This window comes from Paraburkholderia silvatlantica, from assembly GCF_003096715.1.
GTDB lineage: Bacteria > Pseudomonadota > Gammaproteobacteria > Burkholderiales > Burkholderiaceae > Paraburkholderia > Paraburkholderia silvatlantica.
Genome location: NZ_QEOL01000023.1, coordinates 96,104 through 119,669, shown reverse-complemented (window position 1 = coordinate 119,669; position 23,566 = coordinate 96,104). Strand labels below are relative to the sequence as shown.

21 protein-coding genes and 1 pseudogene are annotated in these 23,566 nt (G+C 59.1%); 13 read left to right on the top strand and 9 right to left on the bottom strand.

Annotation, left to right across the window (positions count from 1 at the left end):
- Window positions 1–17: 17 nt before the first annotated feature.
- Complete coding sequence (locus tag C7411_RS26940; protein WP_110387061.1) at window positions 18–1,319, bottom strand: aspartate aminotransferase family protein; 1,302 nt, start codon at window positions 1,317–1,319, stop codon at window positions 18–20.
- Window positions 1,320–1,423: 104 nt separating this feature from the next.
- On the opposite strand from C7411_RS26940, the gene C7411_RS26935 reads away from it, so the two are divergent.
- Together C7411_RS26935 and C7411_RS26930 are read left to right on the top strand one after the other, a co-directional pair.
- Complete coding sequence (locus tag C7411_RS26935; protein ID WP_110387060.1) at window positions 1,424–2,287, top strand: LysR family transcriptional regulator; 864 nt, start codon at window positions 1,424–1,426, stop codon at window positions 2,285–2,287.
- Window positions 2,288–2,464: 177 nt separating this feature from the next.
- Window positions 2,465–3,436: a Dyp-type peroxidase gene (locus tag C7411_RS26930; protein WP_110387059.1), complete on the top strand. Its 972-nt coding sequence runs from the start codon at window positions 2,465–2,467 to the stop codon at window positions 3,434–3,436.
- Window positions 3,437–3,595: 159 nt separating this feature from the next.
- Here the strand turns inward: C7411_RS26930 and C7411_RS38455 are convergent, their stop codons facing one another.
- Window positions 3,596–3,877 (bottom strand): MarC family protein, encoded by a 282-nt coding sequence (locus C7411_RS38455; RefSeq protein WP_243413364.1) that lies wholly within the window; start codon window positions 3,875–3,877, stop codon window positions 3,596–3,598.
- 251 nt (window positions 3,878–4,128) lie between these two features.
- Here C7411_RS38455 and C7411_RS37645 point away from each other — a divergent pair, with 251 nt between their 5' ends.
- The gene (locus C7411_RS37645) at window positions 4,129–4,272 is read left to right on the top strand and encodes a hypothetical protein (protein ID WP_165822899.1); all 144 of its coding nucleotides are present in this window, start codon (window positions 4,129–4,131) and stop codon (window positions 4,270–4,272) included.
- A gap of 29 nt (window positions 4,273–4,301) precedes the next feature.
- On the opposite strand, the gene C7411_RS26920 is transcribed toward C7411_RS37645, so the two are convergent.
- The gene (locus C7411_RS26920) at window positions 4,302–5,747 is read right to left on the bottom strand and encodes an aminotransferase-like domain-containing protein (protein ID WP_110387058.1); all 1,446 of its coding nucleotides are present in this window, start codon (window positions 5,745–5,747) and stop codon (window positions 4,302–4,304) included.
- Between the two features lie 440 nt (window positions 5,748–6,187).
- On the opposite strand from C7411_RS26920, the gene C7411_RS26915 reads away from it, so the two are divergent.
- The 5 genes from C7411_RS26915 (at window position 6,188) to C7411_RS26895 (ending at window position 13,190) form a co-directional block, all read left to right on the top strand.
- A complete protein-coding gene (locus tag C7411_RS26915; protein WP_110387057.1) occupies window positions 6,188–8,464 on the top strand; it encodes an FdhF/YdeP family oxidoreductase in 2,277 nt (758 codons plus the stop codon).
- A gap of 108 nt (window positions 8,465–8,572) precedes the next feature.
- Entirely contained in the window at window positions 8,573–9,961 is a 1,389-nt protein-coding gene (locus tag C7411_RS26910) for a cytochrome ubiquinol oxidase subunit I (protein WP_110387056.1), read from the top strand.
- A gap of 4 nt (window positions 9,962–9,965) precedes the next feature.
- Window positions 9,966–10,973, top strand: coding sequence for a cytochrome d ubiquinol oxidase subunit II (cydB, locus tag C7411_RS26905; RefSeq protein ID WP_110387055.1), 1,008 nt, complete (start codon window positions 9,966–9,968; stop codon window positions 10,971–10,973).
- Window positions 10,974–11,058: 85 nt separating this feature from the next.
- A complete protein-coding gene (locus C7411_RS26900; RefSeq protein WP_110387054.1) occupies window positions 11,059–11,970 on the top strand; it encodes a bestrophin family protein in 912 nt (303 codons plus the stop codon).
- Between the two features lie 320 nt (window positions 11,971–12,290).
- Window positions 12,291–13,190: a LysR family transcriptional regulator gene (locus C7411_RS26895; protein WP_110387053.1), complete on the top strand. Its 900-nt coding sequence runs from the start codon at window positions 12,291–12,293 to the stop codon at window positions 13,188–13,190.
- Between the two features lie 174 nt (window positions 13,191–13,364).
- Here the strand turns inward: C7411_RS26895 and C7411_RS39020 are convergent.
- Window positions 13,365–13,514 (bottom strand): annotated as a pseudogene (locus tag C7411_RS39020) (DUF6566 family protein); the annotation flags it as partial.
- A gap of 19 nt (window positions 13,515–13,533) precedes the next feature.
- Entirely contained in the window at window positions 13,534–14,007 is a 474-nt protein-coding gene (locus C7411_RS26890) for a hypothetical protein (protein ID WP_133253709.1), read from the bottom strand.
- Window positions 14,008–14,298: 291 nt separating this feature from the next.
- On the opposite strand from C7411_RS26890, the gene C7411_RS26885 reads away from it, so the two are divergent.
- The 3 genes from C7411_RS26885 to C7411_RS26875 all read left to right on the top strand — a co-directional run bounded on the left by C7411_RS26885 (window position 14,299) and on the right by C7411_RS26875 (window position 18,737).
- On the top strand, window positions 14,299–17,106 hold the full coding sequence (locus C7411_RS26885; protein ID WP_110387051.1) for an ATP-dependent Clp protease ATP-binding subunit: 2,808 nt from the start codon (window positions 14,299–14,301) through the stop codon (window positions 17,104–17,106).
- 230 nt (window positions 17,107–17,336) lie between these two features.
- Window positions 17,337–18,272 (top strand): LysR family transcriptional regulator, encoded by a 936-nt coding sequence (locus tag C7411_RS26880; RefSeq protein WP_110387050.1) that lies wholly within the window; start codon window positions 17,337–17,339, stop codon window positions 18,270–18,272.
- 189 nt (window positions 18,273–18,461) lie between these two features.
- Window positions 18,462–18,737 carry a hypothetical protein gene (locus C7411_RS26875; RefSeq protein ID WP_110387104.1) on the top strand — a complete coding sequence of 92 codons (276 nt, stop codon included), beginning with the start codon at window positions 18,462–18,464 and terminating at the stop codon, window positions 18,735–18,737.
- Window positions 18,738–18,748: 11 nt separating this feature from the next.
- On the opposite strand, the gene C7411_RS26870 is transcribed toward C7411_RS26875, so the two are convergent.
- The 4 genes from C7411_RS26870 to C7411_RS26855 form a co-directional block, all read right to left on the bottom strand.
- On the bottom strand, window positions 18,749–19,066 hold the full coding sequence (locus C7411_RS26870; protein ID WP_110387049.1) for a hypothetical protein: 318 nt from the start codon (window positions 19,064–19,066) through the stop codon (window positions 18,749–18,751).
- Between the two features lie 26 nt (window positions 19,067–19,092).
- Window positions 19,093–19,425 carry a superinfection immunity protein gene (locus C7411_RS26865; RefSeq protein WP_110387048.1) on the bottom strand — a complete coding sequence of 111 codons (333 nt, stop codon included), beginning with the start codon at window positions 19,423–19,425 and terminating at the stop codon, window positions 19,093–19,095.
- Between the two features lie 290 nt (window positions 19,426–19,715).
- Entirely contained in the window at window positions 19,716–20,501 is a 786-nt protein-coding gene (locus C7411_RS26860) for a maleate cis-trans isomerase family protein (RefSeq protein WP_110387047.1), read from the bottom strand.
- Between the two features lie 85 nt (window positions 20,502–20,586).
- Window positions 20,587–20,934, bottom strand: a complete 348-nt coding sequence (locus tag C7411_RS26855) for a RidA family protein (protein WP_110387046.1) — start codon at window positions 20,932–20,934, stop codon at window positions 20,587–20,589.
- Between the two features lie 216 nt (window positions 20,935–21,150).
- Between C7411_RS26855 and C7411_RS26850 the strand changes: the two genes are divergently transcribed.
- Both C7411_RS26850 and C7411_RS26845 read left to right on the top strand, forming a co-directional pair.
- Entirely contained in the window at window positions 21,151–22,392 is a 1,242-nt protein-coding gene (locus tag C7411_RS26850) for a D-amino acid dehydrogenase (RefSeq protein WP_110387045.1), read from the top strand.
- A gap of 439 nt (window positions 22,393–22,831) precedes the next feature.
- Window positions 22,832–23,557, top strand: a complete 726-nt coding sequence (locus C7411_RS26845; RefSeq protein WP_110387044.1) for a GntR family transcriptional regulator — start codon at window positions 22,832–22,834, stop codon at window positions 23,555–23,557.
- The last annotated feature ends 9 nt before the right edge of the window (window positions 23,558–23,566 follow it).

The following is a 23,566-nucleotide window of genomic DNA, read 5'->3' as shown; positions in this document are numbered from 1 at the left end:
CGAGACGACCCGGGTCCTCAGAGCGAACGCTCGATCGCCTGCCCCAGCAGTTGCACGCCGAGATCGATCTCCTGCTCGCTCACGGTCAGCGGCGGCGCGATGCGGAACACGCCGCCCATGCCCGGCAACTGCACGATGTTCATACTGAGTCCGAGCTTCATGCATTCGCGCGTGATCTTCGCGCCGAGCCCGTCGGCGGGCTCCTTCGTGCTGCGGTCCTTGACGACCTCCAGACCCAGCAGCAGGCCGCGCCCCCGAATGTCGCCGATGCATTCGAAGCGCTCCATCAGGTCCAGCAGCCCGCGCCTCAATCGATCGCCCATGATGTTCGCGCGCGCAACGAGTCCGTCGCGTTGCACCACGTCCAGCACGCGCAGGCCGACCGCGGCGGGAAGCGGATCGGACACATGTGTCGTGTAGAACAGGAAGCCGCGTTCGTGCGCCGCTTCCTCGATCTGCGCGGACGTCACCACGGCCGCGAGCGGCAAGCCCGCGCCCAGCGTCTTGGAGAGCGTGAGAATGTCGGGCGTCACGCCGTCGTGCTCGCACGCGAACATCATCCCAGTACGCCCAACGCCCGTTTGCGCCTCGTCGAGAATCAGCAGCATGCTGCGCTCTTCGCATTTGCGCTTGAGCGCCGCCATATAGCCGGGCGGCAGTTCGATGATGCCGCCCGAACTCAGGATCGGCTCCGCGATGAAGGCCGCGAGATTGCCGCTGGACTGGCGGTCGATGAGATCGAATGCGTAGTCTAGTTCCGCGAGGTAATCATATTGCCCGTTGCGCTCGAAGCGCGGCCGGTACGTGAACGGCGCGGGAATCGCATACGAGCCCACCGCTGCAGGACCCACGCCCTTGCGCCCTGCGCTATAGGTTGCCGAAGCCGCGCCGCCCGTCATGCCGTGCCACGACTGCGCAAAGCCCACGATTTCGAATTTGCCCGTGACGAGCTTCGCCATGCGGATGGCAGCCTCGTTCGACTCCGCGCCGGTGCTCAACAACAGCGCCCGGTCGAGCCCGGCGGGCGTGACATCGGCCAGACGCGTTGCCAGCTCGACCACGGGCCGCGAGAGCATGCCGCTAAACAGGTGGTCCAGCTTGCCCGCGTATTCGTTGATGACCGAGACGATTTCGGGGTGGCTATGGCCCAGCACGGCGCTCATCTGCCCCGAGGTGAAGTCGAGAATCGGGCGGTCGTCGGCGTCATAGACGAAGCTGCCCTGGGCGCGCTCGATGATCATCGGCTCGAACGTGCCGCCATAGCGGATCAGGTGCTGCCGCGCGTTGCGCCAAAACTGTTCGTCGTCGTTCCTGGACACGGGCTTCTCCTTTTCGGGTGGCGGATTTTCCTTGCAGTCTAGCCGGCGCTCTGGTTTTATAGAATCGAATAGTTCTTATGCAAGCTAGAAGAGAGACTAATATCGTGAGCCGTCCGCTGGAAATCGATCTGCTGCGTTCGTTCGCGGTCATTGCCGAGGTGCGCTCGCTCAGCCGTGCGGCCGAACGCGTGGGCCGCACCCAGTCGGCGCTGAGCCAGCAGATCAAGCGGCTCGAGGAGATCGTCGATCAGCCGCTGTTTCAGCGCACCGGCCGCGGTGTTGCGCTGACCCACCCTGGCGAGCGCCTGCTGGTCCACGCCCAGCGCATTTTGCGCCTGCACGACGAAGCGATGGCCGACCTGTGCGGCACGGGCCTGTCGGGAACCATCCGCTTCGGCTGCCCGGACGACTATGCGGCCGTGTTCCTCCCCTCTTTGCTGCGGCAGTTTTCGAGCCAGCATCCCCATGCGCTCGTGGAAGTCGTATGCGTGCCCACGCCGCGCCTTGTCGAACAACTCGACAAGCGCGCGGTCGACCTCGCCATGGTGTCGCTGCCTTTGACCGCCCGCGGCACGGACGACGAAATCATCCGACGCGAGCAACTGGTCTGGATCGGCTCGCCCGAACTCGACGCCGCTCATTTCGATCCGCTGCCGCTCGCGCTCTCCGATCCCGATACGCTCGATCACATCGCGGCCTGCGAAGCATTGGAGCGCACGGGCAGGGCCTATCGCGTCGCGTATGCGAGCAGCAGCCTCGCCGGGCTCACCGCGCTCGTGCGTTCGGGCCAGGCGTTCGCCGTCATGACGCAAACGGCCGTTCCGCAGGATCTGGCCATTCTCAATGGCGACCCCGCGCTGCCGCCCCTGCCCGCCGTCGGGATCACGATAAAGTTCGGGCGCAAGCGGCCCTCGCTCCTCACGGCGGCCTTTGCCGAGCACATCCGGCTCACGCTGCCGCTGTTGTGAACGCGTAGCACGCGCCTCGAGGCGCTCAATCCAATACGGCACATCTTCCAATTCATAACATCGGAAAAGAGGTATCCAGGCCGGAAATGAATAAACCGCTTCGGTGCTATCGTGAAAGTGCTGGAAGGATACGCACCGTGCTTTTCAACCCTGCTCACCTCGCCACAGGAGAGGCCCTTGAACTTGCCGACTTCGCCGATCTCATCCGCCCATCACGCGCAGGCGATCGAACCGCAATCGATCGATACTCCCATCTCGGCAGCCGCTGCTTTCCTTGTGCTCGTGGTCAAGGACGACGCGTCTTCCATTGCCGTCGCCCAATCGGTCGTCGCAAGCACCGATGATCTTGTCAAGGACGTGCGGATTCGAGCCAAGGGCGGTCTCTTCATCTGTAACGTGGGGATCTCGCATCGCGCATGGAGGCCGCTTACCGGAAAGCCGCTGCCGAAGGAACTCAAACCGTTCCAGGAAGTGCGTGGCACGACACACACTGCAGTCGCGACTGCGGGGGATCTCCTTTATCACATCCGCGCGGCATCGATGGATGTCATTATCGAATTTGAAAGAATTCTCCTTGAGGCCTTTGGCACCGCGGTCGACGTCATCGACGACGTGGCGGGATTCCGCTATTTCGACGGACGCGATCTGCTGGAATTCGTCGATGGCACCGCGAATCCCGATGGCCTCGATCTGGCCGCCGCGACGATAGTCGCAGAGGAGGACCCGGATTACGCTGGCGGCAGCTACGTCGTGACCCAGAAATATCTGCATGATATGGCCGCCTGGCGCTCGCAAAGCTTGCAAACGCAAGAAGCCATCATAGGTCGAAGAAAATTCGACAACGTTGAATTGCCGGACGCGACGGCGGGCCAGAAGTCGCATAAGACGCTCTGCACGATCGAAGACGCGGATGGAGAGCACGACATCCTGCGCGACAACATGCCATTCGCCGCCCCGGGGCGTGGCGAGTACGGCACCTATTTCATCGGCTATTCACGCCATCTGTGGGTGATAGAGAAAATGCTCGAGCGCATGTTCATCGGCGATCCGCCGCCGCTCCACGACCGGATTCTGGACTTCTCGAAGGCCGTAACTGGCGTGACGTTCTTTGCACCGGCCCGAAAATTTTTAGGCAGCATTGCAGGGTGATCCCGGGTATTTCGCCTTCACGTTGTGGAGTACGTGAAGCGACACGGCGAGCCAGGGCCTGGTGGAGCAGACCTTTGAATATCGCCGTCAAACTCGCGGCCATCATTTCCACCGCGATGGCGGCAAGTATCATACCCATCAGACGCTTCGTGATCGCCGTCACCCTGGCGGACAGAAAGCGCCCGAGGTACGGTGCAACCCTCCCGCGAGACGAAAATCATCGATGCTGACCCCAAAGACGTTGAGAATCGCCTCGCCGAGCGTGACGGAAATGACACAGCCAATCGTCACGCCGATAAAGGTTGTGGCTGCAACAGCCCGCTTCTTTCCATCGGATAGTCCCTCGGTCAACGAAATGAAAACGGGGATGTTCGCGATCGGATTCATGATCGCAAAGAGCGACGAGAAGACCTTCATTGAAAACGTGAAGTCGATGACCATGAGCTACCTCGCGATCGCAATCCACCCGACGATTCTCAACGCGTCCCGATCGATGAATGCAGTAGACGCTTCACTTCGCACGTCATTCGCATCCGTCTCGTCGTGGTGAGCACAGTCTATGCCAGGTCTGCAATAAAATCGTCCCCCGTATCTTCCGATACCTGGAATCGCCCGTTTGATGGGGAAATGCATATTGAACGCGCGTGTGCCGGTGCCATAATGAACGCTTTGACGATCAACGGGAGTCAATCGTGACGCGCGAGCCAAGGAACCGGCGGCATCGTTTTCTAAACGACCTGAAGTGGATCGCCGTTCTCTGGTGCGTCGGATTCGGTGCGACCGTTCTGCTCACGCTGCCCTTCCACTTTCTCGTGATGGCCATGATGAAGAAGTGAGAGATGCTACGGCCTTGATTGCCGGTCCATTAGAGGCGCCCCCCTCTCTCCTGGCGCGCGCACGACGCCGCAAGCCTGCCGACCGTGATGACCGCTTGCTCGATTTCCGGCGACCATGGCGTACTGTAGTTGAGCCGTATGAAGTTGCGATAGTTGTCCGACACGGAAAACATATAACCGGGCCCAATCGTGATACCGCGCGCCAGAGCGAGTTGGTAGAGCTTCATCGAATCCGCCTTCTCCGGCAACTCGATCCATAGCACGTACCCGCCCATCGGAGTCGACGTGCGCGTGCCTGCCGGAAAAAACCGCGTGACCATCGACTTCATCAAATTGGCCTGTTGTGCGTAATTCTTGCGAATACGCCTCAAGTGATGCTCGTAGCCATCGCGCTCGAGGTATTCGGCAATGGCCAGTTGAGGAATCACCGAAGTCGTCAGCGTGTTCAGAAACTTCAGCTTTTCCACCTCGTCGCGATAGCGTCCCGGCAACGCCCAGCCGATGCGATACGCCGCGGTCAGACTCTTCGAAAACGAACCGCAGTGCAGCACCATGCCTTTCTGGTCATACGATTTGAGCGTGGTGGGATGCGAATCGCCGAAATACAGTTCGTTATAAACGCCGTTTTCGATTACCGGAATCCCGGCCTTCGCGAGCAGGTCAACGAGTTCGCGCTTGCGCTCATCGGGCATCTGAAATCCGAGTGGATTCTGAAAATTCGGCATCACCATGCAAGCGGCAATCGGCCCTGATTCGATGATCTTCGCAAGCGCTTCGACTTCGATACCGTACTCGGGATGCGTCGCGACTTCGATCGCCTTCATGCCCGAGCGCTCGATAGCGTGCAGCATCGCGTAGAACGTGGGCGACTCCACGGCGATCACGTCGCCCGGTTTGGCGACTGCCTGCAAACACAGATTGATCGCCTCCGTCGCACCCACTGTCACGATGATCTCGTTGGGGTCCACGGCCATGCCGTTCTCGAGGTAGCGCCGGGCAATCTGGCGAACCAGTTCCGGGGTGCCCGGCGGCAACGCGTTGGTCACGCCCCACAGCGCCTTTCTGCGGCCCGCGGCCGCTGCATAGCGGTTGAGCTTTTCGTAAGGAAAAAACTGGGGGTCGGGATACGGCGAACCGAGTGGCACGGCGTCGTCGGTGCCAATGGAGCGCAAGGTAGACAGCACGAGGCGACTCACGTCCACCGTTGCCGAGACGGCGATCGGCCGGCTCGTGCGCAGTTCTTCCGACCGCACGTTGCCTGCACCCACGCGCACGCTCACGAAATAGCCGGACTGCGGGCGGCTCTCCAGCACCCCGCGGCTTTCCAGCAGCAAATACGCCCGAATGACGGTGGTAATGCTGATGCGGTGTTGCTGGCTGGCCTGTCGCACGGACGGCACGCGGTCGCCTGGGCGGTAGACACCCTTACGAATCAGCGTCTCGATGTCGTCCGCGAGCTTTTCATAAAGTTTCATTGTCTTCCCCCCGGTTACCGCTCACAGCACAGTTGATGCAGTGTACTGCGGCGCGCGAAACTGTACCCCAGGTTGCCGGCGGATTCGCCGCTGCCGCATGAAGGATGAGTAACCGATAGCTAATATCGGATCGCCGATAGTTCACGGCAACGCGCCGCATCCCTAGAATGAGGGGCAGAATTTTCGAACCACCTCAATTCGCTCTTCGTCTCAATGGCCTTTACGGGAATGCGCATACTTAAAATCGGAGATCGACATATTCTGATATACATAACGAAAAAATAAAAATTCGAACTTGAAAATTTAATTCTTGTTCAGCATTCGCGATTGCCTAGAATCAACCGTGACACGCCAGACAGAAGTCCTCAGACCCGTGCAGTCCCGGTGCAGCGTTGCTCCGGCCTTGCGTTGCACGCGTAGAAAACCCAATGGAGTTTCCCATGACGAAACTACGTGATGTGCCCGGCGTCCATCCCTACACCGGCCCCGCCGGCGGATGGGGCGCGCTCAAAGCCACCGCGCAGGCGATTCACGATCAAATGGAAAGCATCGAGGCGCCCATTACGTTGATGCGGACCAATCAACCCGACGGTTTCGATTGCCCCGGCTGCGCGTGGCCTGACAAGGAGCATCGTTCCACCTTCCAGTTCTGCGAGAACGGTGCGAAGGCCGTGACCTGGGAAGCCACAACGAAGCGTGTGACACCGGAATTCTTCGCGGCAAACACGGTCGCCTCGCTCCTGCAGAAGACGGACTATGAGCTCGAAGATTTGGGACGGCTCACGCATCCGCTCGTATACGACCGCGCCAGCGACAAGTTTCGCGCCGTCGATTGGGAGGACGCGTTTGCGCGCATCGGCGAAATCCTGCGCTCGCTCTCACCGGATCAGGTCGAGTTCTACACCTCGGGGCGCGCATCCAACGAAGCTGCGTTTTTGTATCAACTTTTCGCGCGCGAGTACGGAACGAACAATTTCCCCGATTGCTCGAACATGTGCCACGAGCCGACCAGTGTCGGTCTGCCGCAATCGATCGGTATCGGGAAAGGCACCGTCTCGCTCGAAGATTTCGATTCGACTGAGCTGATTATTTCCATTGGCCACAACCCGGGCACGAATCATCCGCGCATGATGGGCACATTGCACGAAGCTTCGCGACGCAACGTGCCCATCATCGTCTTCAATCCATTGCGCGAGCGAGCGCTCGAACGCTTTGCCGATCCGCAGAGCATGATTGAAATGGCGACGTTCGGTTCGACCCGTATCGCCTCCACCTACTTCCAGCTGGACGCAGGTGGCGACGCGGCCGCGCTCAAGGGCGTCATGAAAGCGTTGCTGCAAATGGAGGCGGAGCAAGGCGGCGTACTCGACAACGCATTCATCGCGCAGCATACCGAAGGCTTCGACGCTTTCGCCGCGGATCTCGAAGCGACGTCATGGGAAGACATCGAGAAAGCCAGCGGCCTCACGCGCCCCGACCTCGAGCATGTGGCGATCGCCTACGCGAAATCGAATGCAACGATCGTCACGTACGGCATGGGCGTCACCCAGCACAATAAAGGCACGGCCAACGTGCGCCTGATCGCCGATCTGCTGTTGCTGCGTGGAAATTTCGGCAAGCCCGGCGCCGGCATTTGTCCGTTGCGCGGGCATTCGAACGTTCAGGGCAATCGCACCGTTGGCATCACCGAGAAGCCGTCGAAGGCGTTCCTCAAGCTCATCGAAAATGCCTGCGGATTCACGCCGCCGGACGCACACGGTCACGATGCGGTGCAAGCCATGCAAGCGATGATCGACGGCAACGCCAAGGCGCTGCTCTGCCTGGGAGGCAATTTCGCGGTTGCGCTTCCCGACTCCGGGCAGTCGTTTCCCGCGATGGCTGCGCTCGACTTGAGCGTCCACATCGGCACGAAGCTCAATCGTACGCATCTGCTCGTTTCAAAGGAAACGTATCTTTTTCCGTGCCTCGGCCGCACGGAACTCGACATGCAGAGCAGCGGACGCCAATCCATCACGGTGGAGGATTCGATGTCCATGGTTCATGCATCGGCCGGCAAGCTCACGCCCGCTTCAGACCAGCTGCGCTCCGAACCCGCTATCGTTGCAGGCATCGCGCGCGCCACGCTGCCCGATACAAAAGTGTCGTGGATGGAGCTCGTCGCCGACTACGACAAGATTCGCGATCTGATCGAGCAGACCGTACCCGGCTTCGAGGACTTCAACCGGCGCATTCGTGTTCCGGGCGGATTCCGTTTGCCGCTTCCGCCAACCGAGCGCCAATGGCACACGCCATCGGGCAAGGCCGAATTCTCCGTCTATGGGGGCGTGAAGGAAGACGCCGACGTGTTGGGCGCAGAGAACGTGCTGCGGCTCATCACGATTCGCAGCCACGACCAGTACAACACGACAATTTACGCGATGGATGACCGCTACCGCGGCGTGTTTGGCCGGCGCGACGTGCTCTTCATGAACGCGGACGACATGGCCGCGTATGGTATCGAGCACGGCGATCTTGTCGATATTGAAACGGTCGTGTCAGGCCGTACGCTGCGCCTGAAAAACATCACCGCAATCGTGTACAGCATCGCACGCGGTTCCGTAGCGGCTTATTACCCGGAAGCCAACGTGCTTGTTCCGCTCGACTATATCGACAAGGAGAGTGGCACACCCTCATACAAGTCCGTGCCCGTGCGCGTGGTGCGCGCAGCGGGGACATAGGGCCTGGTCGTATGCAATTTCGGTAGTCCGGCCGGGCGCGCCCCGCCTTCCCGGCCGGCATGTCTCTGGTGTGCAAATGCAGTCGTCACCCAGGAGCGCAAAAGAATCATGGACATCTTCGACGCATTTCATCTGGCCAGGCTGCAGTTCGCATTTACCGTCTCGTTTCATATCGTGTTTCCGGCGATCAGCATCGGCATGGCGAGCTTTCTCGCCGTACTCGAATGGCGTCTTCTGCTCACGGGCGATGCGGCCTACAAGGACATGTACCGCTTCTGGTCGAAAATCTTCGCGGTGGGATTCGGCATGGGCGTGGTCTCGGGCGTCGTCATGGCGTACGAGTTCGGCACCAACTGGAGCGGATTCTCGACGATTGCAGGCAATATCACGGGTCCGCTGCTGACTTATGAAGTCCTGACTGCGTTCTTCCTCGAGGCGGGTTTTCTCGGCGTCATGCTGTTCGGCTGGACTCGCGTGAGCCCGAAAGCCCACTTCTTCGCCACGCTCATGGTCGCGGTCGGCACGCTCATCTCGACATTCTGGATTCTCTCGTCGAACAGCTTCATGCAAACACCGCAGGGTTACGCGATCCAGAACGGCCGCATCGTACCCGTGGACTGGTTCAAGGTGATCTTCAATCCCTCGTTCCCGTTCCGTCTCGCACACATGACCATCGCGGCCTTTATCGTCGCCGCCTTTATCGTGGCCGCCTGCGGCGCGTGGCATTTGCTCCACGGTCGGCGCGACGTGCCGGTAAAACGCAGCTTTTCGATGGCGTTGTGGATACTGCTCGTTCTCGCGCCCATCCAGATTCTGGTCGGTGATGCGCACGGTCTCAATACGCGCGAGTACCAGCCGGCGAAAATCGCCGCCATTGAAGGACTCTGGGAAACCGAGCGTGGCGGCACCGCGCTCAATCTGGTCGGCTTTCCCGACATGAATGCGGAAGTGACACGTTACGCGATCAGGGTACCGCATCTCGGCAGCCTGATTCTCACACATAGCTGGAACGGCGAAATTCGCGGACTCAAGGAGTTTCCACCTGGGGATCGCCCATTCTCGCCAATTGTGTTCTGGACGTTCCGGATCATGGCCGGCCTTGGCATGCTGATGTTGTTGACCGCCGTGATCGGACTCCTGCTTCGGCGCGGCGGCCGGCTTTATGAAGCACGCTGGTTTCAGTGGTTCGTATTCTGCATGGGGCCATCGGGCATTCTGGCACTCCTGGCAGGCTGGATCACGACCGAGGTGGGCAGGCAACCGTGGACCGTGTACGGCATCGTACGTACCGTCGACTCGGTGTCACCCATCGGAGCACAACAGGCTGGCGTTTCGTTGCTCATCTTCGTGATTGTCTATTTTCTCGTCTTTGGAACAGGCGTCTATTACATGCTCAAGATGATGAAAAAAGGTCCGGCGATGGGCGTCGAAAGTGTCGAATCGCTCAAGTATCCCGGATTGCACAATCGTGCGCTCGACGCCGTCGTGGGGGACTGAGGCCATGCAAATCGATCTTCCCGTGATCTGGGCCGCCATCATCGGACTCGGCGTTTTTATCTACGTGATGCTCGACGGCTTCGATCTGGGCATCGGCCTGCTGTTTCCGTTCTTCGAAGAAAAAGCCGAACGCGAGGTGATGCTCAATACCGTCGCACCGGTGTGGGACGGGAACGAAACATTTCTCGTGCTGGGCGGCGCCGGTCTTTATGGCGCCTTTCCCGTGGTCTACTCGACGCTGCTGCCCGCCAACTACATGCCGCTTATTCTCATGGTAGTCGGCCTGATTTTTCGCGGCGCGGCCTTCGAGTTGCGCGCGAAGGCCACGCGTACGCAACATGCCTGGGATCTCGCGTTCATTGGCGGCTCGGCGCTCGCCGCAATGTGCCAGGGCATCACGCTCGGATCGCTCTTGCAGGGCATCAAGATTGTCGACGACAAGTTCGCGGGCGACCCCTTCGACTGGTTCTCGCCGTTTAGCGTGTTCTGCGGTTTCGGCGTATTGCTCACGTATGCGACGCTCGGTTGCGGCTGGCTGATTCTGAAGACCGACGGCGAACTGCAGCGCAAGATGCGCCAGATCATGCGTCCGCTCCTTGCTGTGCTGCTTCTGGCGATCGCCATCGTTAGCCTGTGGACCGTGTTAGGCCTGCCCGCCGTGCGACAGCGCTGGTTCTTCAGCGGCAATCTCGGCTGGTTCCTGCCAGTGCCGATTCTCGTGGTGCTGTGCACGCTGGGTATCTACCGCTCGCTGAACCGCAGCCACGAAGCGATGCCCTTCCTGCTCTCGCTCGCAATCTGCTTTCTCGGCTATACCGGACTGATCATCAGCATCTGGCCATACATCGTGCCACCGTCGCTCACGATCTGGGACGCGTCGTCCAGCCGTTCGAGCCAGCTGTTCGCTCTCGTCGGCACGGTCATCGTGCTGCCGGTCATTATCGTCTACAACGCCATGCAATATCGCGTGTTCCGGGGCAAGGTACGCGAAGGAGACCACGGCTATCACTGAAGCGCAGCGAGAAAACACGAACTGAACACGCACGCTTTACGAGCTGGCGACAGTACTTCAATACTCCAGATAATAAAAGGCCATCATGATCGTCCGGCCGCGGGAAAACTGGTTCCGGCTGTTGTTCGTCTGGAACGGATCGGTTCTGTCATCAATCATTCCCCAACTGTGCTTCATGGCAGTTGTGAGTACGCTCGCGGTCTTCACGCACGGGCGAGTGTTTGGCGAAAAGATTCCGCTCAACACCGCGCCCTTCACCCTGTTCGGCGTCGCACTGGCAATCTTCCTCGCATTTCGAAACAACGCCAGTTATGAGCGATTCAACGAAGCGCGGCATCTCTGGGGCAATTTGCTGATCGCTTCGCGCACGCTGACTTCGCAGATGCTTTGCTACATTCCGGAGCGCGCGGATACCTTGCGCATTGCACAGCAGATAATCGCATTCGTTTACGCCCTCAAGCACGAGTTGCGTGGCACCGATCCCACGAAAGACCTTCAGCGTCTTGTTGGCCGCGAGCAGGCCGAGATGGTATGCAGCCAGATATATAGACCGATGTCCGTTCTCAACGAAATACGACGCGAACTCTCGATCCCGAAGCAGCGTGTTCATACATCCGATACGAAGCTGTGGATGCTGGACACACAACTCGACGAGCTGGGCAAGGCATTGGGCGGCTGCGAGCGTATCGCCTCGACGCCGATTCCGTTTGCCTATAATGTGCTGCTGCATCGTACCGTCTATGCCTATTGCGTTTTGCTGCCTTTTGGGCTTGTCGATTCCACGGAGTTCTTTACACCGCTGCTGTGCGTTTTCATTGCCTATACGCTGATCGCGCTCGAAGCGATCGCGAGTGAAGTCGCCGATCCGTTCAGCGTAGCACCCAACGCGCTCGCACTCGACGCAATGTCGCGCAATATTGAACGCTCCGTTCTCGAGCTATGTGGATGCCCCGTTCCCGACCCCGTTGCGCCCGCTCGCCCCTATCAGCTTACTTGAGCTGCCGCTCGCGCCCGACTGATTTCCCGCGTCGTTTTGTGCCCGGCCTGGCTTCCATAACAGTTCGGCTCTCGCCTGAGCGCCAACTGTTATCTATATTCTCCCGCAGTTCTTGCCCCAGCAAAACTGTACTCTACTCAGTGAGCGCGATTTGTGCGCTCCGCGCATGAGTCAGCCCTCTTACTCTTGTTCCATCGCCACGTCGCCTCTTCGAGACGCGACGCAAGAATCGGAGTGATAGAAATGAGAGGAATCGTATGTCAACGCCACTTACTGAAGGACGCACCGCGAATATCGCTGGCCACGGCAAGGAACGTAATGTGAACCTTTTGGAGGCCATGCGGATATACGTGAGAGTAGTCGAAAGAGGCAGCATCTCGGGCGCGGCAAGAGATCTGGACATCGGGCAGCCGGCCGTGAGTGAGCGCATCGAGCGGCTCGAGAAGTACCTCGGATGTCGCCTGCTGCAGCGCAACGCACGCGCCTTCAAATGCACACCTGAGGGAATCATCTTCCACGAGCGCAGCAAAGCTGTTCTGGGCGCCGTGGAGCAAGCCGTGGCCGAAGTTTCGAATGACGAACAGGCCGTGAAGGGCTCGATCCGCATTGCTGCGCCGCACTGTTTCGGTGAAACACTTCTGCCGGAGGGGGTGAAGCGGATCCGTGAAAGCTATCCGCGCATCGACATCGAACTCGTGCTCAATGACAAGGTCACCGATCTTGTGACCGAGGGCGTCGACATCTCGTTTCGTCTCGGACAGTTAGGCGACGGTGCGTACATCGCCTGGCCGCTGGGGGAGATCGGACGCGTGCTCGTAGCGGCGCCGGATTATCTGAAACGGCACGAGGCAATCGACAATCTGGCGGACCTCGCAAGACACAATCTGATTCGCGTGAAAGGTTCCTTCGACGCGGACCTGCTACCCCTCTCGCGAGATGGCGCACTCATCGACAGCGTTCCGATTCGGACGATCATCAAGACTACGCACTGGCGACCGATGTATGAAATGGTTCTGGCGGGACTCGGGCTCGGTGTGCTCGAAACACCCGCCGTAAAGGACGCTCTCGAAACGGGCGACCTGGTGCGGGTACTCCCGCAGCATGAAGTGCCTGCGCTCGCGCTGAGTCTGCTTATCCAGCCGCAACGTCCAATTCCCCTGAGGGTTCGAAAAATTGTCGACACGCTCAGGAGTTACCTCTCCGAGGCGTTGTCCCAATAGCCAATATCGGAGCACCGATCTCAGCTTCCTGCGTGCATTCAAGTCTGAAGAACCAGCGCTCAGCGTGCTCGCGAACAGCAACCCACGAGCGATCCTGAAGGTCATTCCTGACACGGCCGATGAACTTGCAGCCTCGCTCCAGACCATCACGATTGGCCTCTGCCTCCGCAGCCATTCCGGCTGCACGGTGTCCGGGCTACAGGTCGCAAACAAACGGCCATCGTGACGGATCTCCACGTGCGCGATCCAGCCGCCCCGCTCATTGTCTCGGGATTGCGTCGTTATCTGAAACCCGAAGCAAGTCACACCGTCGGTTCGAGCCATCCACTGTCTCCATTAACATTCAGGTTGATGGCCGTGAATCCCCCGCCGCGGAGCCCTGTCCGGTCGTCGAGCCTTGCCTTTCCAGCACGGCGCGATGGATTGCCTCCGTCAGCGCATTGTTGACTTCAATGAGCCTGCGCATTTCGTCCTGCAACTTCAGGAGCGTTTCGGCGTCTTTATAGGTTTGCAGCGCCTGTTTATCGGATGACGCGGCCGCCACCTTCTGGCCGACCATGATTACGGAAAGCAAGACGAGCTGCAAAAACGTCTGTGCGATCCACGCAACGAGAGTTGAAACACCACCTTGAATAGCCGACGGTAAGCTCACAAGCGCAATGGCTGCAAAAACGTAGGCACACCACATGGTGCCGACGACATTGGTGATAGCCACAGCAATCTTGCCGTTGAGCCCCACGTGCTCATGCGTGGTCAGGTGCGGCCCGGTCTTTTTGCGTTCTTCAACACGCACACTGGCATCGTTATTCATGTTCATTATTGAACCCGATAGAAAAAACGATTTTATCCGCGGCGGATATCGACGATCGCATTATCGTCTCCCAACACCGTGTTGAGCAACAATTGCGCGCCGCGATATCGCACACACCATAAGATCGATCCGCCACTCCCCGATATAAAGTATCGGATGGTCAGAGGTTCACATCCGCTGAATCCAACCATAGAATTCAGTCGTCAAATTGTCCCTTTTTGGCTTCCATCGCGCTCTCGTCTAATGTCTGCGGTGCTTGCGCACAGCACAACCCAAACGGTTAGAGGTGCTTCGATCATGCCTACACTCTGTGATATTTGCCACGCTCGTCCCGCTGTCGCGCGAGCCGTTGTGACCGAAAACGGCGAACGCAAGTCGCTGTCGATCTGCGACTATCACTATCGACAGTTGATGCGCCATCAAAGCATGCTCAACCCATTCGATTCGCTGCTCGGCGGTGGAGGCGGCCTCCCGGGTTTGCTCGGGGATTTCGGCGACGAATCCGCAATGAGTGCAAGCGTGCCTCGGGAGTCTGTCGACGCCACTGATGCGTTCGGCGAGCAAACCATGGAGCTGCTGCAACGCGCCGCCGAGAAGGCTCACGAATTGCACCGCACCGAGCTCGACACCGAGCATCTGCTCTACGTGCTTGCGGATACCGACGTATGTGCAGCACTACTCAAAGAGTTGAAGCTCTCGCCTCAGGATATCAAGGGCTATATCGACGAGCACGCAAAGCACGGCACGGCCAGCGACGACGAATCGCTCGAGAGAATGACCGTATCGCCGCGGCTGAAAAAGGCTTTTCAGTTCGCATTCCAGGCGTCTCGCGATCTCGGCCATTCGTACGTTGGTCCAGAGCATCTGCTAGTTGGCCTCGCCGCCGTGCCGGAAAGCCTGGCTGGCACGCTGCTAAAGAAGTATGGCGTGACGCCCGAGGCACTGCGCCAGAAAGTGGTAAAGGTTGTCGGCAAGGGCGCGGAAGACGGGCGCGTCGAAACGCCCACGGGTACGCCGAACCTCGACAAGTTCGGCCGGGACCTCACTGCGCTCGCGCGCCAAGGCAAGCTCGACCCGGTGCTCGGCCGTGCGCAGGAAATCGAAAGCACGATTGAGGTACTGGCGCGCCGCAAGAAGAACAACCCTGTGCTCATCGGCGAACCGGGTGTGGGCAAGACCGCGATTGTTGAAGGACTCGCGCAGCGCGTGGTCAACGGTGATGTCCCTGAGGTGTTGCGCGGCAAACGCCTGGTCGAAGTCAATATCAATTCGATGGTCGCCGGCGCGAAGTATCGCGGTGAATTCGAGGAACGCGCAAAGCAGTTGATCGACGAGGTGACGGCCAGGCAGGATGAACTCATCTTGTTCATCGACGAACTGCATACGATCGTTGGCGCCGGGCAAGGTGGCGGCGAGGGCGGACTCGACATAGCGAATGTGCTAAAACCCGCACTCGCGCGCGGCGAGCTGAGTCTTATCGGCGCGACGACACTGAACGAGTATCAGAAGTACATCGAAAAAGATGCGGCGCTGGAGCGTCGTTTCCAGCCCGTGCTCGTTCCCGAGCCAAGCGTCGAGCAAACCATCGTTATCCTGCGCGGCCTGCGCGACAAACTCGAAGCGCACCATCAGGTAACGTTTTCCGATGATGCATTCGTCGCCGCTGCAGAATTCGCCGACCGCTATATCACCTCGCGTTTTCTTCCGGATAAGGCCATCGACCTGATCGACCAGGCTGCCGCGCGCGTGCGCATCGGCGCTACGTCGCGGCCAGCCGACATCCAGGAGCTGGAGGCGGAAGTTGCCCAGCTCAAGCGTGAGCAGGACTACGCATCCTCGCGCAAGCGTTACGACGAAGCGAAGGCTTTTGAGGAACGCATCAACGAGAAGCAGAAGCAGCTCGATGAGAAGATGGAGGCATGGCAACGCAAGACCGGCACGGAAACGCTGGAAGTGACAGTGGCTTCCGTCGCAGAGGTCGTCTCGCGCCTGACCGGCATTCCTGTTGCCGAGCTCACGCAGGAAGAGCGCCAAAAGCTGCTAAAGATGGAGGACAAGCTGAGGGAGCGCGTGGTTGGCCAGGACGATGCCGTTATCGCCGTGAGCGATGCCGTGCGTTTGTCGCGCGCAGGCCTCGGCCAGGAGCACCGGCCCATTGCGAATTTCCTGTTCCTCGGACCGACGGGTGTTGGAAAAACCGAACTCGCGAAGGCGCTTGCGGAAAGCGTCTTTGGAGACGAACAGGCGATCATCCGGATCGACATGAGCGAGTATATGGAGCGCCATGCCGTCGCGCGGCTGATCGGCGCGCCGCCGGGATACGTGGGTTATGACGAAGGCGGACAGCTCACCGAGCGCGTGCGGCGGCGCCCGTACAGCGTGATCCTCCTCGACGAGATCGAGAAAGCGCACCCGGACGTCTACAACGTGCTCCTGCAGGTGTTCGACGACGGGCGTCTCACCGATGGCAAGGGCCGCGTCGTCGATTTCAGCAATACGATCATCATCGCCACGAGCAATCTTGGCGCTTCGATCATCATGGAGAACCTCGAACAGCCAGAGGCGAAGCGCAAGAGCGAAAACGCAGTGCGCGACGAGTTAATGAAGGTACTCAAGAGTCACTTCCGGCCAGAGTTTCTCAACCGCATCGACGATATCATCGTGTTCCACTCCCTATCAAAGGAAAATATCCGCGCGATCGTACAGATTCAGCTCGATCGTGTCGTTCGGACTGCGGCCGCGCAGGACATCACGCTGAAGGTAGGCGAGTCGCTGGTCGACCATCTGGTCGAAGTCGGTTATCAACCGGAGTTCGGCGCTCGCGAGCTGAAACGGCAAATCCGCCAGGAAGTGGAAACCCGCCTTGCGAAGGAAATACTCGGCGACGCGCTCAAATCCGGCGATAGCGTGGAAATCGACTATGACAAGAAAAATGAGGAAGTGAAATTCAACAAGGTGCAGTCCTCCGCCACAGCCGAATCGGCGAAAGGCAATGGCGCGGACGCCAGAACAGACGCCGGGACAACCGCGCCTTCGGGGGGAACCGTGACTGGCAAGGGACGCAAAAAGCGCAGTGAAAACGAGCCTCGTCCGAACGCCAGCTAAATCGTTCGGATCGAAGCGGCGCCCTGAGGTAATTAAGCCGATATTTTTAATCCGTGGCGCCGCGAACGTTTATTTCCATCCAAAAGTCACGCTCACGCTCTTGCTACGCGTCGTCTTTCCGGCTTTCTTTCATCCAGTTGACCATTTCAAGCCGCTGCCCGCGTTTGCCTACGCCTCGATAACTCGAACATGCAATACATCAACAATCGACCGGCTTGCGGAGGCCGCCTGTGAATTTGCTGGAGGCCATGCGCATTTACACCCTCGCAGTCGAACGTGGAAGCATCTCCGGTGCGGCAAGAGACGCCAATATCGGCCAGCCGGCAGCCAGCGAGCGGATCGAACGGCTCGAAAAATACCTCGGTTGCCGCCTCCTGCTACGCAACGCGCGCACCTTCAAGTGCACGCCGGAAGGTGAAATATTCTATGCGCGCAGCAGGAAAATCCTTGCCGCCGCTGAACAGGCCGTTGCCGAGGTGCGAAGCGATGGACATACCCTCAGGGGAACCATTCGCATCGGGGCGCCGCATTGCCTTGGCGAAGTGCTCCTGCCCTCCGCGTTGGGGTTCGTGCGCGAGGCATACCCGCAGTTGGACATCGACCTCGCGCTGAATGACAGGATCGTCGACCTCTTCGCCGAGGGAATCGACATCTCGTTTCGTCAAGGCCCGGTGGATGAGGGTACGTTTCACGCGTACCACCTCGGCCAGGTCAAACGTCTTCTTGTTGCTTCGTCGGAATATCTCGCGCAGCATGCACCGATAGCGGAGCCCTCGGACCTCGTCGAGCATGCATTCATCCGCATCAGGTCGATGTTCGCCACCGGTCACCTGCCGCTCGTCGACGAGTCCGCAAAGCGCGATAACGTCGCTATCCGTACCACCATTACGACGAATCACTGGAACGCAATGTATCAGATGATCAAGGATGGACTCGGGATCGGAGTGGTCGAAGCCTTCGCATGTGTCGACGCGATCGCCAGCGGAGAACTCGTGCCACTGCTGTCACAACACTGCGTTCCATCCCAGGATCTGCATCTGCTGGTTCGAGCACATCGGCCGACTCCGATGCGCGTGCGCACAGTCACCGAGATCATGAAACAGTGTGTGCCAGAGTTGCTTGGCACATTGACAGTGAATGGCTCCGATCGGGAATCGCATCCTTGATATGGAAAATCGTTTCACCGCGAGCGCCCGCCCCATGCCACGCCTTCAATGTGCGAACATCGCAGCTTGTCTCGCGCACACCATTCACCCATGCCGAAGAACCGAAAAACACGCGCCACGTTGTTATGCATCACACTCGCCGCGGGCAGCGCCGTAGCGCAACCCGCGCAGAAGCCGCCGGGGCCGGCCATGATGGTCCATTTCGATTACTACCCGAAAGACCGCCCACAAATTCATGCGCTCGAACAGCGGCTGGCCAGCGCCATCAAGCGCGCGAACGCTGGCGAACTCGGCGAAACCGAAATCCACATCGACGGCAACGACGGCTATCTCTACCTGTACGGGCCCGACCCGGACCGCCTGTATCGCGTCACGAGCCCTATCCTGAAGTCCTCCCGGCTGACCGCCCATTCCGAAGTCACGAAATGGTATGGGCCGCGCAGGGAGACATTGGTGATTCGCTGAAGGCGAGCGCCTCAAAGCTTCGGATGGCACTCGAAGCGGATCGTGGAACCTTGCTGCTGAAGCGCCTCGATACCGTCCATTTGTTCGATGCCGAGGCTCGCCTGCATGCCGCGGCTCTCGCAATAGTCCGATGCCGCGGATACGGCGCGCTTGTGAGCGCGCGCCCAGGCGAGGCGTCCGCCGGATGCGGAGGCCGAAACAACGAACGTATCCTGCCGGTCCGCCGCGGTGACATTGCCAGCCGACGCGCACCCGGCCAGCACCGTGCAGGCGGCGGCAAGTGAAACGAACGCCCCGGACAACGAGTGGGGGATGCCCGGCAACTTCATGAGGCCGCCAGACCGTTTCGACGCGTTCATGAACACAGGACCTTCGCGCCGCGCTGCGCCGCCGTCTTGCGGGACTCCATCGCCGTACGCAACTTCGCATGCTGCACGAGCTTCTGCGTCGTCACGCGCCCGGCCGAGCGAAGCACCCGCTTCGCCGCGCGCGGCAGACGACGCTCGACGCTGCCGCTGTGCGCCCAGGCGCGCGCTGCGAACCAGCCAACGATCGTCCAGCCGAGCAGGATATTGACGATCGTGATCGCAAACGCATCCTTGTGCCCGCGCGCGTCGGCTTCAATGGACGGAATCAGATACAGGCTCACGGCCGCAATGACCGAGGCACCTTCGAGAATTTGCAGCATCGCACCACCTCATGTTCGAGCGTCGAAACTGGGCGAAACGCCTGTGCGTCGCAGGGGCAAGATCGTGCGCGATCGCGCGCCGGATTGTCCATGTCCGCCAGCTTCAAAAGCTGTTTCGCTTTGCCTGCACCGCGGCCGTCGAGGCCGCCGTGACATGAGGTAGCAGTATAGGATCGTTCTATCGTAAGTAAATCCTAATAGAACGAATTCAGTGTTGCGGCTGCCTTAACAATCGCGAGAGAGAGTTGGTGGGTGGCAACCGACTGACACGCGGTCGAGAGCATCAACCGCTACTCGACGTTTTGCACAGTGAACAGCCGTCCGAACTGAGGTAGTTCATCCTTCACGCCTCCCAACCGCAAGGCATGCCAGGCCATTGCATGATTGCTGGACGTCACCGGCTTACCGAGCTCGCGCTCAATTGTGACGACCTGATCTGCCAGGCGCACAGAGGTGCAGGAGACAAACACCGCATCGATGTCGTCATTTCGCCCAAGCTCGAGAACCGCATTGCGAACTGACTGTGCGTCGATTCGCGCAACCTCGTTGTCGTCGGAGTGCTCAAACGAGCCCATTCGGATAATGTTCATGCCGCGAGCGGTCAGGTAGTCCTTCATGGACTCAGTAATCTCGCGCAGGTAAGGAGTGAGCAGCGCGACCCGCTTTGCGCCCAGCGAATTGAGCGCGACTCTGGCAGCAGTGATAGGTGTCGTGCATGCAGCATTGGGCCGGGACTCCCTGATTCGCGCCATGACGTGACCTTCGCCGAGCACCATCGATGCCGACGTGCACCCAAACGCTACGACGTCGAGCCTCTCTCCGGGACGGATGACGGCAACGCCCGGAGCAATCAGGCTATCCATCTCCCTGAGCGTCGTCGGCGTGATTTCTGCAGAATTCGAAATTCGACTTTCATAGAATCCCACGCCTTCGACGGCGAGCAGCTTGCGCCATTCGTATTCGATGGTGTGGTCGGTCGCGAGGACGACCAGGCCGATTGCGGCGCGATGTGAAATCCCATCGTCAAGGGTGAAGTTGAGCTTCACATAGCGCTCTGCTGTTTCAAGGGTTTCCATTCTGTACCTGCCCCTTCAACGTTGTCGGTTCATGCTGGCATCAAGTTAAATCGCGCTCACCGGCGCTTCGCTCATACACCCCAAATCAGACTGCTGCGATGACTCCGATTTCGACGGTGTATTGGGGAAACGCAAGCCTGGATTCAACGCAAGCGCGAGCAGGAGCCTCGCCCTCGGGCACCCACGCGTCCCACACTACATTCATGTCGTTAAACGTCGTGTAATCGGCAAGCCAGATGCTCGCGGTCAGAACCCGGGTTTTGTCCGAGCCGACCTGCTGGAGCAGGCGGTCAATCTTCGCGAGTATCTGCTCGGTCTGCCCCTTTACGTCCTGGCCCGGATCATCGGCGACCTGTCCTGCAAGAAATGCGAAACCACCGTAGACAACGGCCTGACTCATTCGCTTACCACTCTCGTAACGCTTGATTTGCATAAGTTCCTCCGTCTGGTCATGTGAAGCGCAGCACATAGATTAGCCCACATCACACACAATTGTCGACACTTTTATCGACACATATAGGTAGATTCTCCTGTAATCGATAGCTCTCGTTGCGTTTCTCTTTTGTTTGTAATATACATTTGTGTCGACACTTGGAGAGCGACAGGCGGCTCGACACGAAGTTATTCAACCTTTGAGATTGAGGGCATCATGAAGGTAATTGTGCTTGGCGGTGGCGTAGTCGGCGTTACCACCGCATACCAGTTGCAAGCGGATGGGCACGACGTGACAGTCATTGACAGGCAGCCAGTGGTCGCCGGCGAAACCAGCTGGGGTAATGCCGGAATGGTTGCGCCAGGCCACTCATTCGTGTGGTCCTCGCCGAAAGCGCCCATGATTCTGCTTAAGTCGCTAGTGCGCAAGGACCAGGCTCTGCGCTTCAAATTCTCCACCGACCCGAGGCTTTACAGCTGGTCATGGCTCTTTCTGATGGAATGCAACCCGGAAAAGGCACAGCGCAATACGCTGCTGAAACATCGGCTCGCCGCATATTCGCAGTCCGTTCTCCAGAACGTCATCAAGACTGAATCCGTGAGCTACGACCGCAACGACAAGGGCATCCTCTATTTCCATCGGAGTCAGGAGGCACTGGACCGTGGCGTGGCGCAGATGAAGCTTCTCGAGTCAGACGGCCAAATTATTAAGGTATTGACGCGCGAGGAAATCGTCGCTCTTGACCCTTCGCTCTCGTCGGCTCAGGACGGCATCGTCGGCGCGATTCATTGCCCGACAGACGAAACGGGCGACCCGGCGAAATTCACTCGCGCATTGGCTGATATCGCGACCTCCCGGGGCGCCACGATTCTGAACAGCACGAACATCGAAGCGCTTGAGGTGTCAGGCGGGGAGATTTCCGGAGTGCGCACGGACCGCGGCACTGTGAAAGGCGATGCGTACGTGCTGGCCCTGGGCAGCTACAGCCCGATTCTTGCGCGTCGGATTGGTATAAATCTGCCTATCTACCCGGTCAAGGGATACTCGCTTACTATCCCGATTGAAGGGCATGCTCAACCGCCCAATGTGGCGGCTGTCGACGAACACAACCTGGTCGCCATTTCGAGATTTGGAGACCGGATTCGCGTCACGGCCACCGCGGAGTTTGCTGGGTACGACACCGCACACAAGCCGTCGGACTTCGAGTTCATGAAGCGAGTCACGCAGGAACTCTATCCCGACGGGGGGAACTACGAGCGTGCGGAGATGTGGGCAGGCCTGCGACCAATGACTCCCAACAACCTGCCCTTCTTTGGTCAACGCAAATATAGGAATCTCTACCTCAACACCGGTCACGGTCACATCGGCTGGACGATGTCTCATGGCTCGGCGCGCATCACTGCTGACCTGATTGCGGGACGTGCGCCGGAAATCCCGATGGAGGGTCTTGCCTCTTGATTTCCCTTCGCATCTCAAATGGCTCACGCGCAAGTAAATCGTGTGTCGCCGACATTGCGGTGTTGGATGGGTTGGTGGCGCGCCCCTCCATTCATTCATCGAATCACACCACGGGGGTCAACAACACGGATAGTGCCGCGTTGCGTCGTCCATCTGCCAGACGGAAACGTGCGGGGACAGAGAGACTGCCGGGCGGCTCACACCCGCCCAGTAACGATACGAGGCGATGGGTGTTGTAGAATACAGTATTGCCTACACTTTCAGTCCGCAAAGACGGGAGACGTCTGAGTCGCACCTCTCGAGCAACCCACATGCGTAAGTCCCCAACGAAGGCGCGTGCCTCCCCGTAAAACGCATATCGGGTGATGAAAGACCGTCGAGGGCGAGGGGCTCTTAAAGAGAATTACAAATAGCGTAATGCATTAGAAAGGAACAACCAATGGCAGGCTACACTTCGCTCATTCGTGATTCTAAACCGCGCGTTCGGGAGACGAGCGCTCCAAAGCGGGCCGGACTCACGGTCAATGACCTTTATGAGCATTTGAAGCAGATGGCCGTCCTGTACACGATTCGGCCAGGCGAGCGGGTAAACGAACTCGAACTCTCAGAGAAGTTCGATGTGAGTCGCACTCCCCTTCGAGAGGCGCTCAACCGACTTGTTGCCGAAAACCTGCTGAACTTTGTCCCCAACCGTGGGTTCTTCATCCGGGAGCTGAATCGTCAGGACATCTTTGACCTGTTCGAACTCCGGCGCAGCATCGAAGCATCGGCCGTTCAGCTCGCAGTCGAGCGCGCAGACGCCAAGGACGTGCGCGCCTTGCGCAAGTTCTGGAAAGACGTGATGAAGAACAAGGCCGCGCAGGCGCCCGCAGCTCAACTGGTCGCGCGAGACGAAGAATTTCATGTACGGCTAGTGGCGCTATCTGGAAATAACGAAATGGTTCGCGCGCTCTATAACATCAACGCGCGCATCCATTTCGTACGTTGGGTCGACCTTGAACAACGCGGCCACGATGCATTCGCGGAACACCTGGACATCCTCGACGCCATTGAGGCTCGCGACGCGCGGCGTTGCCGGGAGTTAACCGAGAAGCACATCACCTGGCGTATGGAGGAAATTGCCAAGGTTGTGGATGCCGGCGTTGTGAAGCTTTACTCACAATAGGCAAAGCAT

Excerpts from the sequence above, each read along its gene's own strand:
- C7411_RS26860 (WP_110387047.1), bottom strand. The coding sequence starts at position 20,501 with ATGGAAACCCTTGAAACAGCAGAGCGCTATGTGAAGCTCAACTTCACC.
- C7411_RS26865 (WP_110387048.1), bottom strand. The coding sequence starts at position 19,425 with ATGCTGCAAATTCTCGAAGGTGCCTCGGTCATTGCGGCCGTGAGCCTG.
- C7411_RS26920 (WP_110387058.1), bottom strand. The coding sequence starts at position 5,747 with ATGAAACTTTATGAAAAGCTCGCGGACGACATCGAGACGCTGATTCGT.
- C7411_RS26890 (WP_133253709.1), bottom strand. The coding sequence starts at position 14,007 with ATGAACATGAATAACGATGCCAGTGTGCGTGTTGAAGAACGCAAAAAG.
- cydB (WP_110387055.1), top strand. The coding sequence starts at position 9,966 with ATGCAAATCGATCTTCCCGTGATCTGGGCCGCCATCATCGGACTCGGC.
- C7411_RS26855 (WP_110387046.1), bottom strand. The coding sequence starts at position 20,934 with ATGCAAATCAAGCGTTACGAGAGTGGTAAGCGAATGAGTCAGGCCGTT.
- C7411_RS26915 (WP_110387057.1), top strand. The coding sequence starts at position 6,188 with ATGACGAAACTACGTGATGTGCCCGGCGTCCATCCCTACACCGGCCCC.
- C7411_RS26875 (WP_110387104.1), top strand. The coding sequence starts at position 18,462 with ATGATGGTCCATTTCGATTACTACCCGAAAGACCGCCCACAAATTCAT.
- C7411_RS26845 (WP_110387044.1), top strand. The coding sequence starts at position 22,832 with ATGGCAGGCTACACTTCGCTCATTCGTGATTCTAAACCGCGCGTTCGG.
- C7411_RS26900 (WP_110387054.1), top strand. The coding sequence starts at position 11,059 with ATGATCGTCCGGCCGCGGGAAAACTGGTTCCGGCTGTTGTTCGTCTGG.
- C7411_RS26910 (WP_110387056.1), top strand. The coding sequence starts at position 8,573 with ATGGACATCTTCGACGCATTTCATCTGGCCAGGCTGCAGTTCGCATTT.
- C7411_RS26850 (WP_110387045.1), top strand. The coding sequence starts at position 21,151 with ATGAAGGTAATTGTGCTTGGCGGTGGCGTAGTCGGCGTTACCACCGCA.
- C7411_RS38455 (WP_243413364.1), bottom strand. The coding sequence starts at position 3,877 with ATGGTCATCGACTTCACGTTTTCAATGAAGGTCTTCTCGTCGCTCTTT.
- C7411_RS26885 (WP_110387051.1), top strand. The coding sequence starts at position 14,299 with ATGCCTACACTCTGTGATATTTGCCACGCTCGTCCCGCTGTCGCGCGA.
- C7411_RS26870 (WP_110387049.1), bottom strand. The coding sequence starts at position 19,066 with ATGAAGTTGCCGGGCATCCCCCACTCGTTGTCCGGGGCGTTCGTTTCA.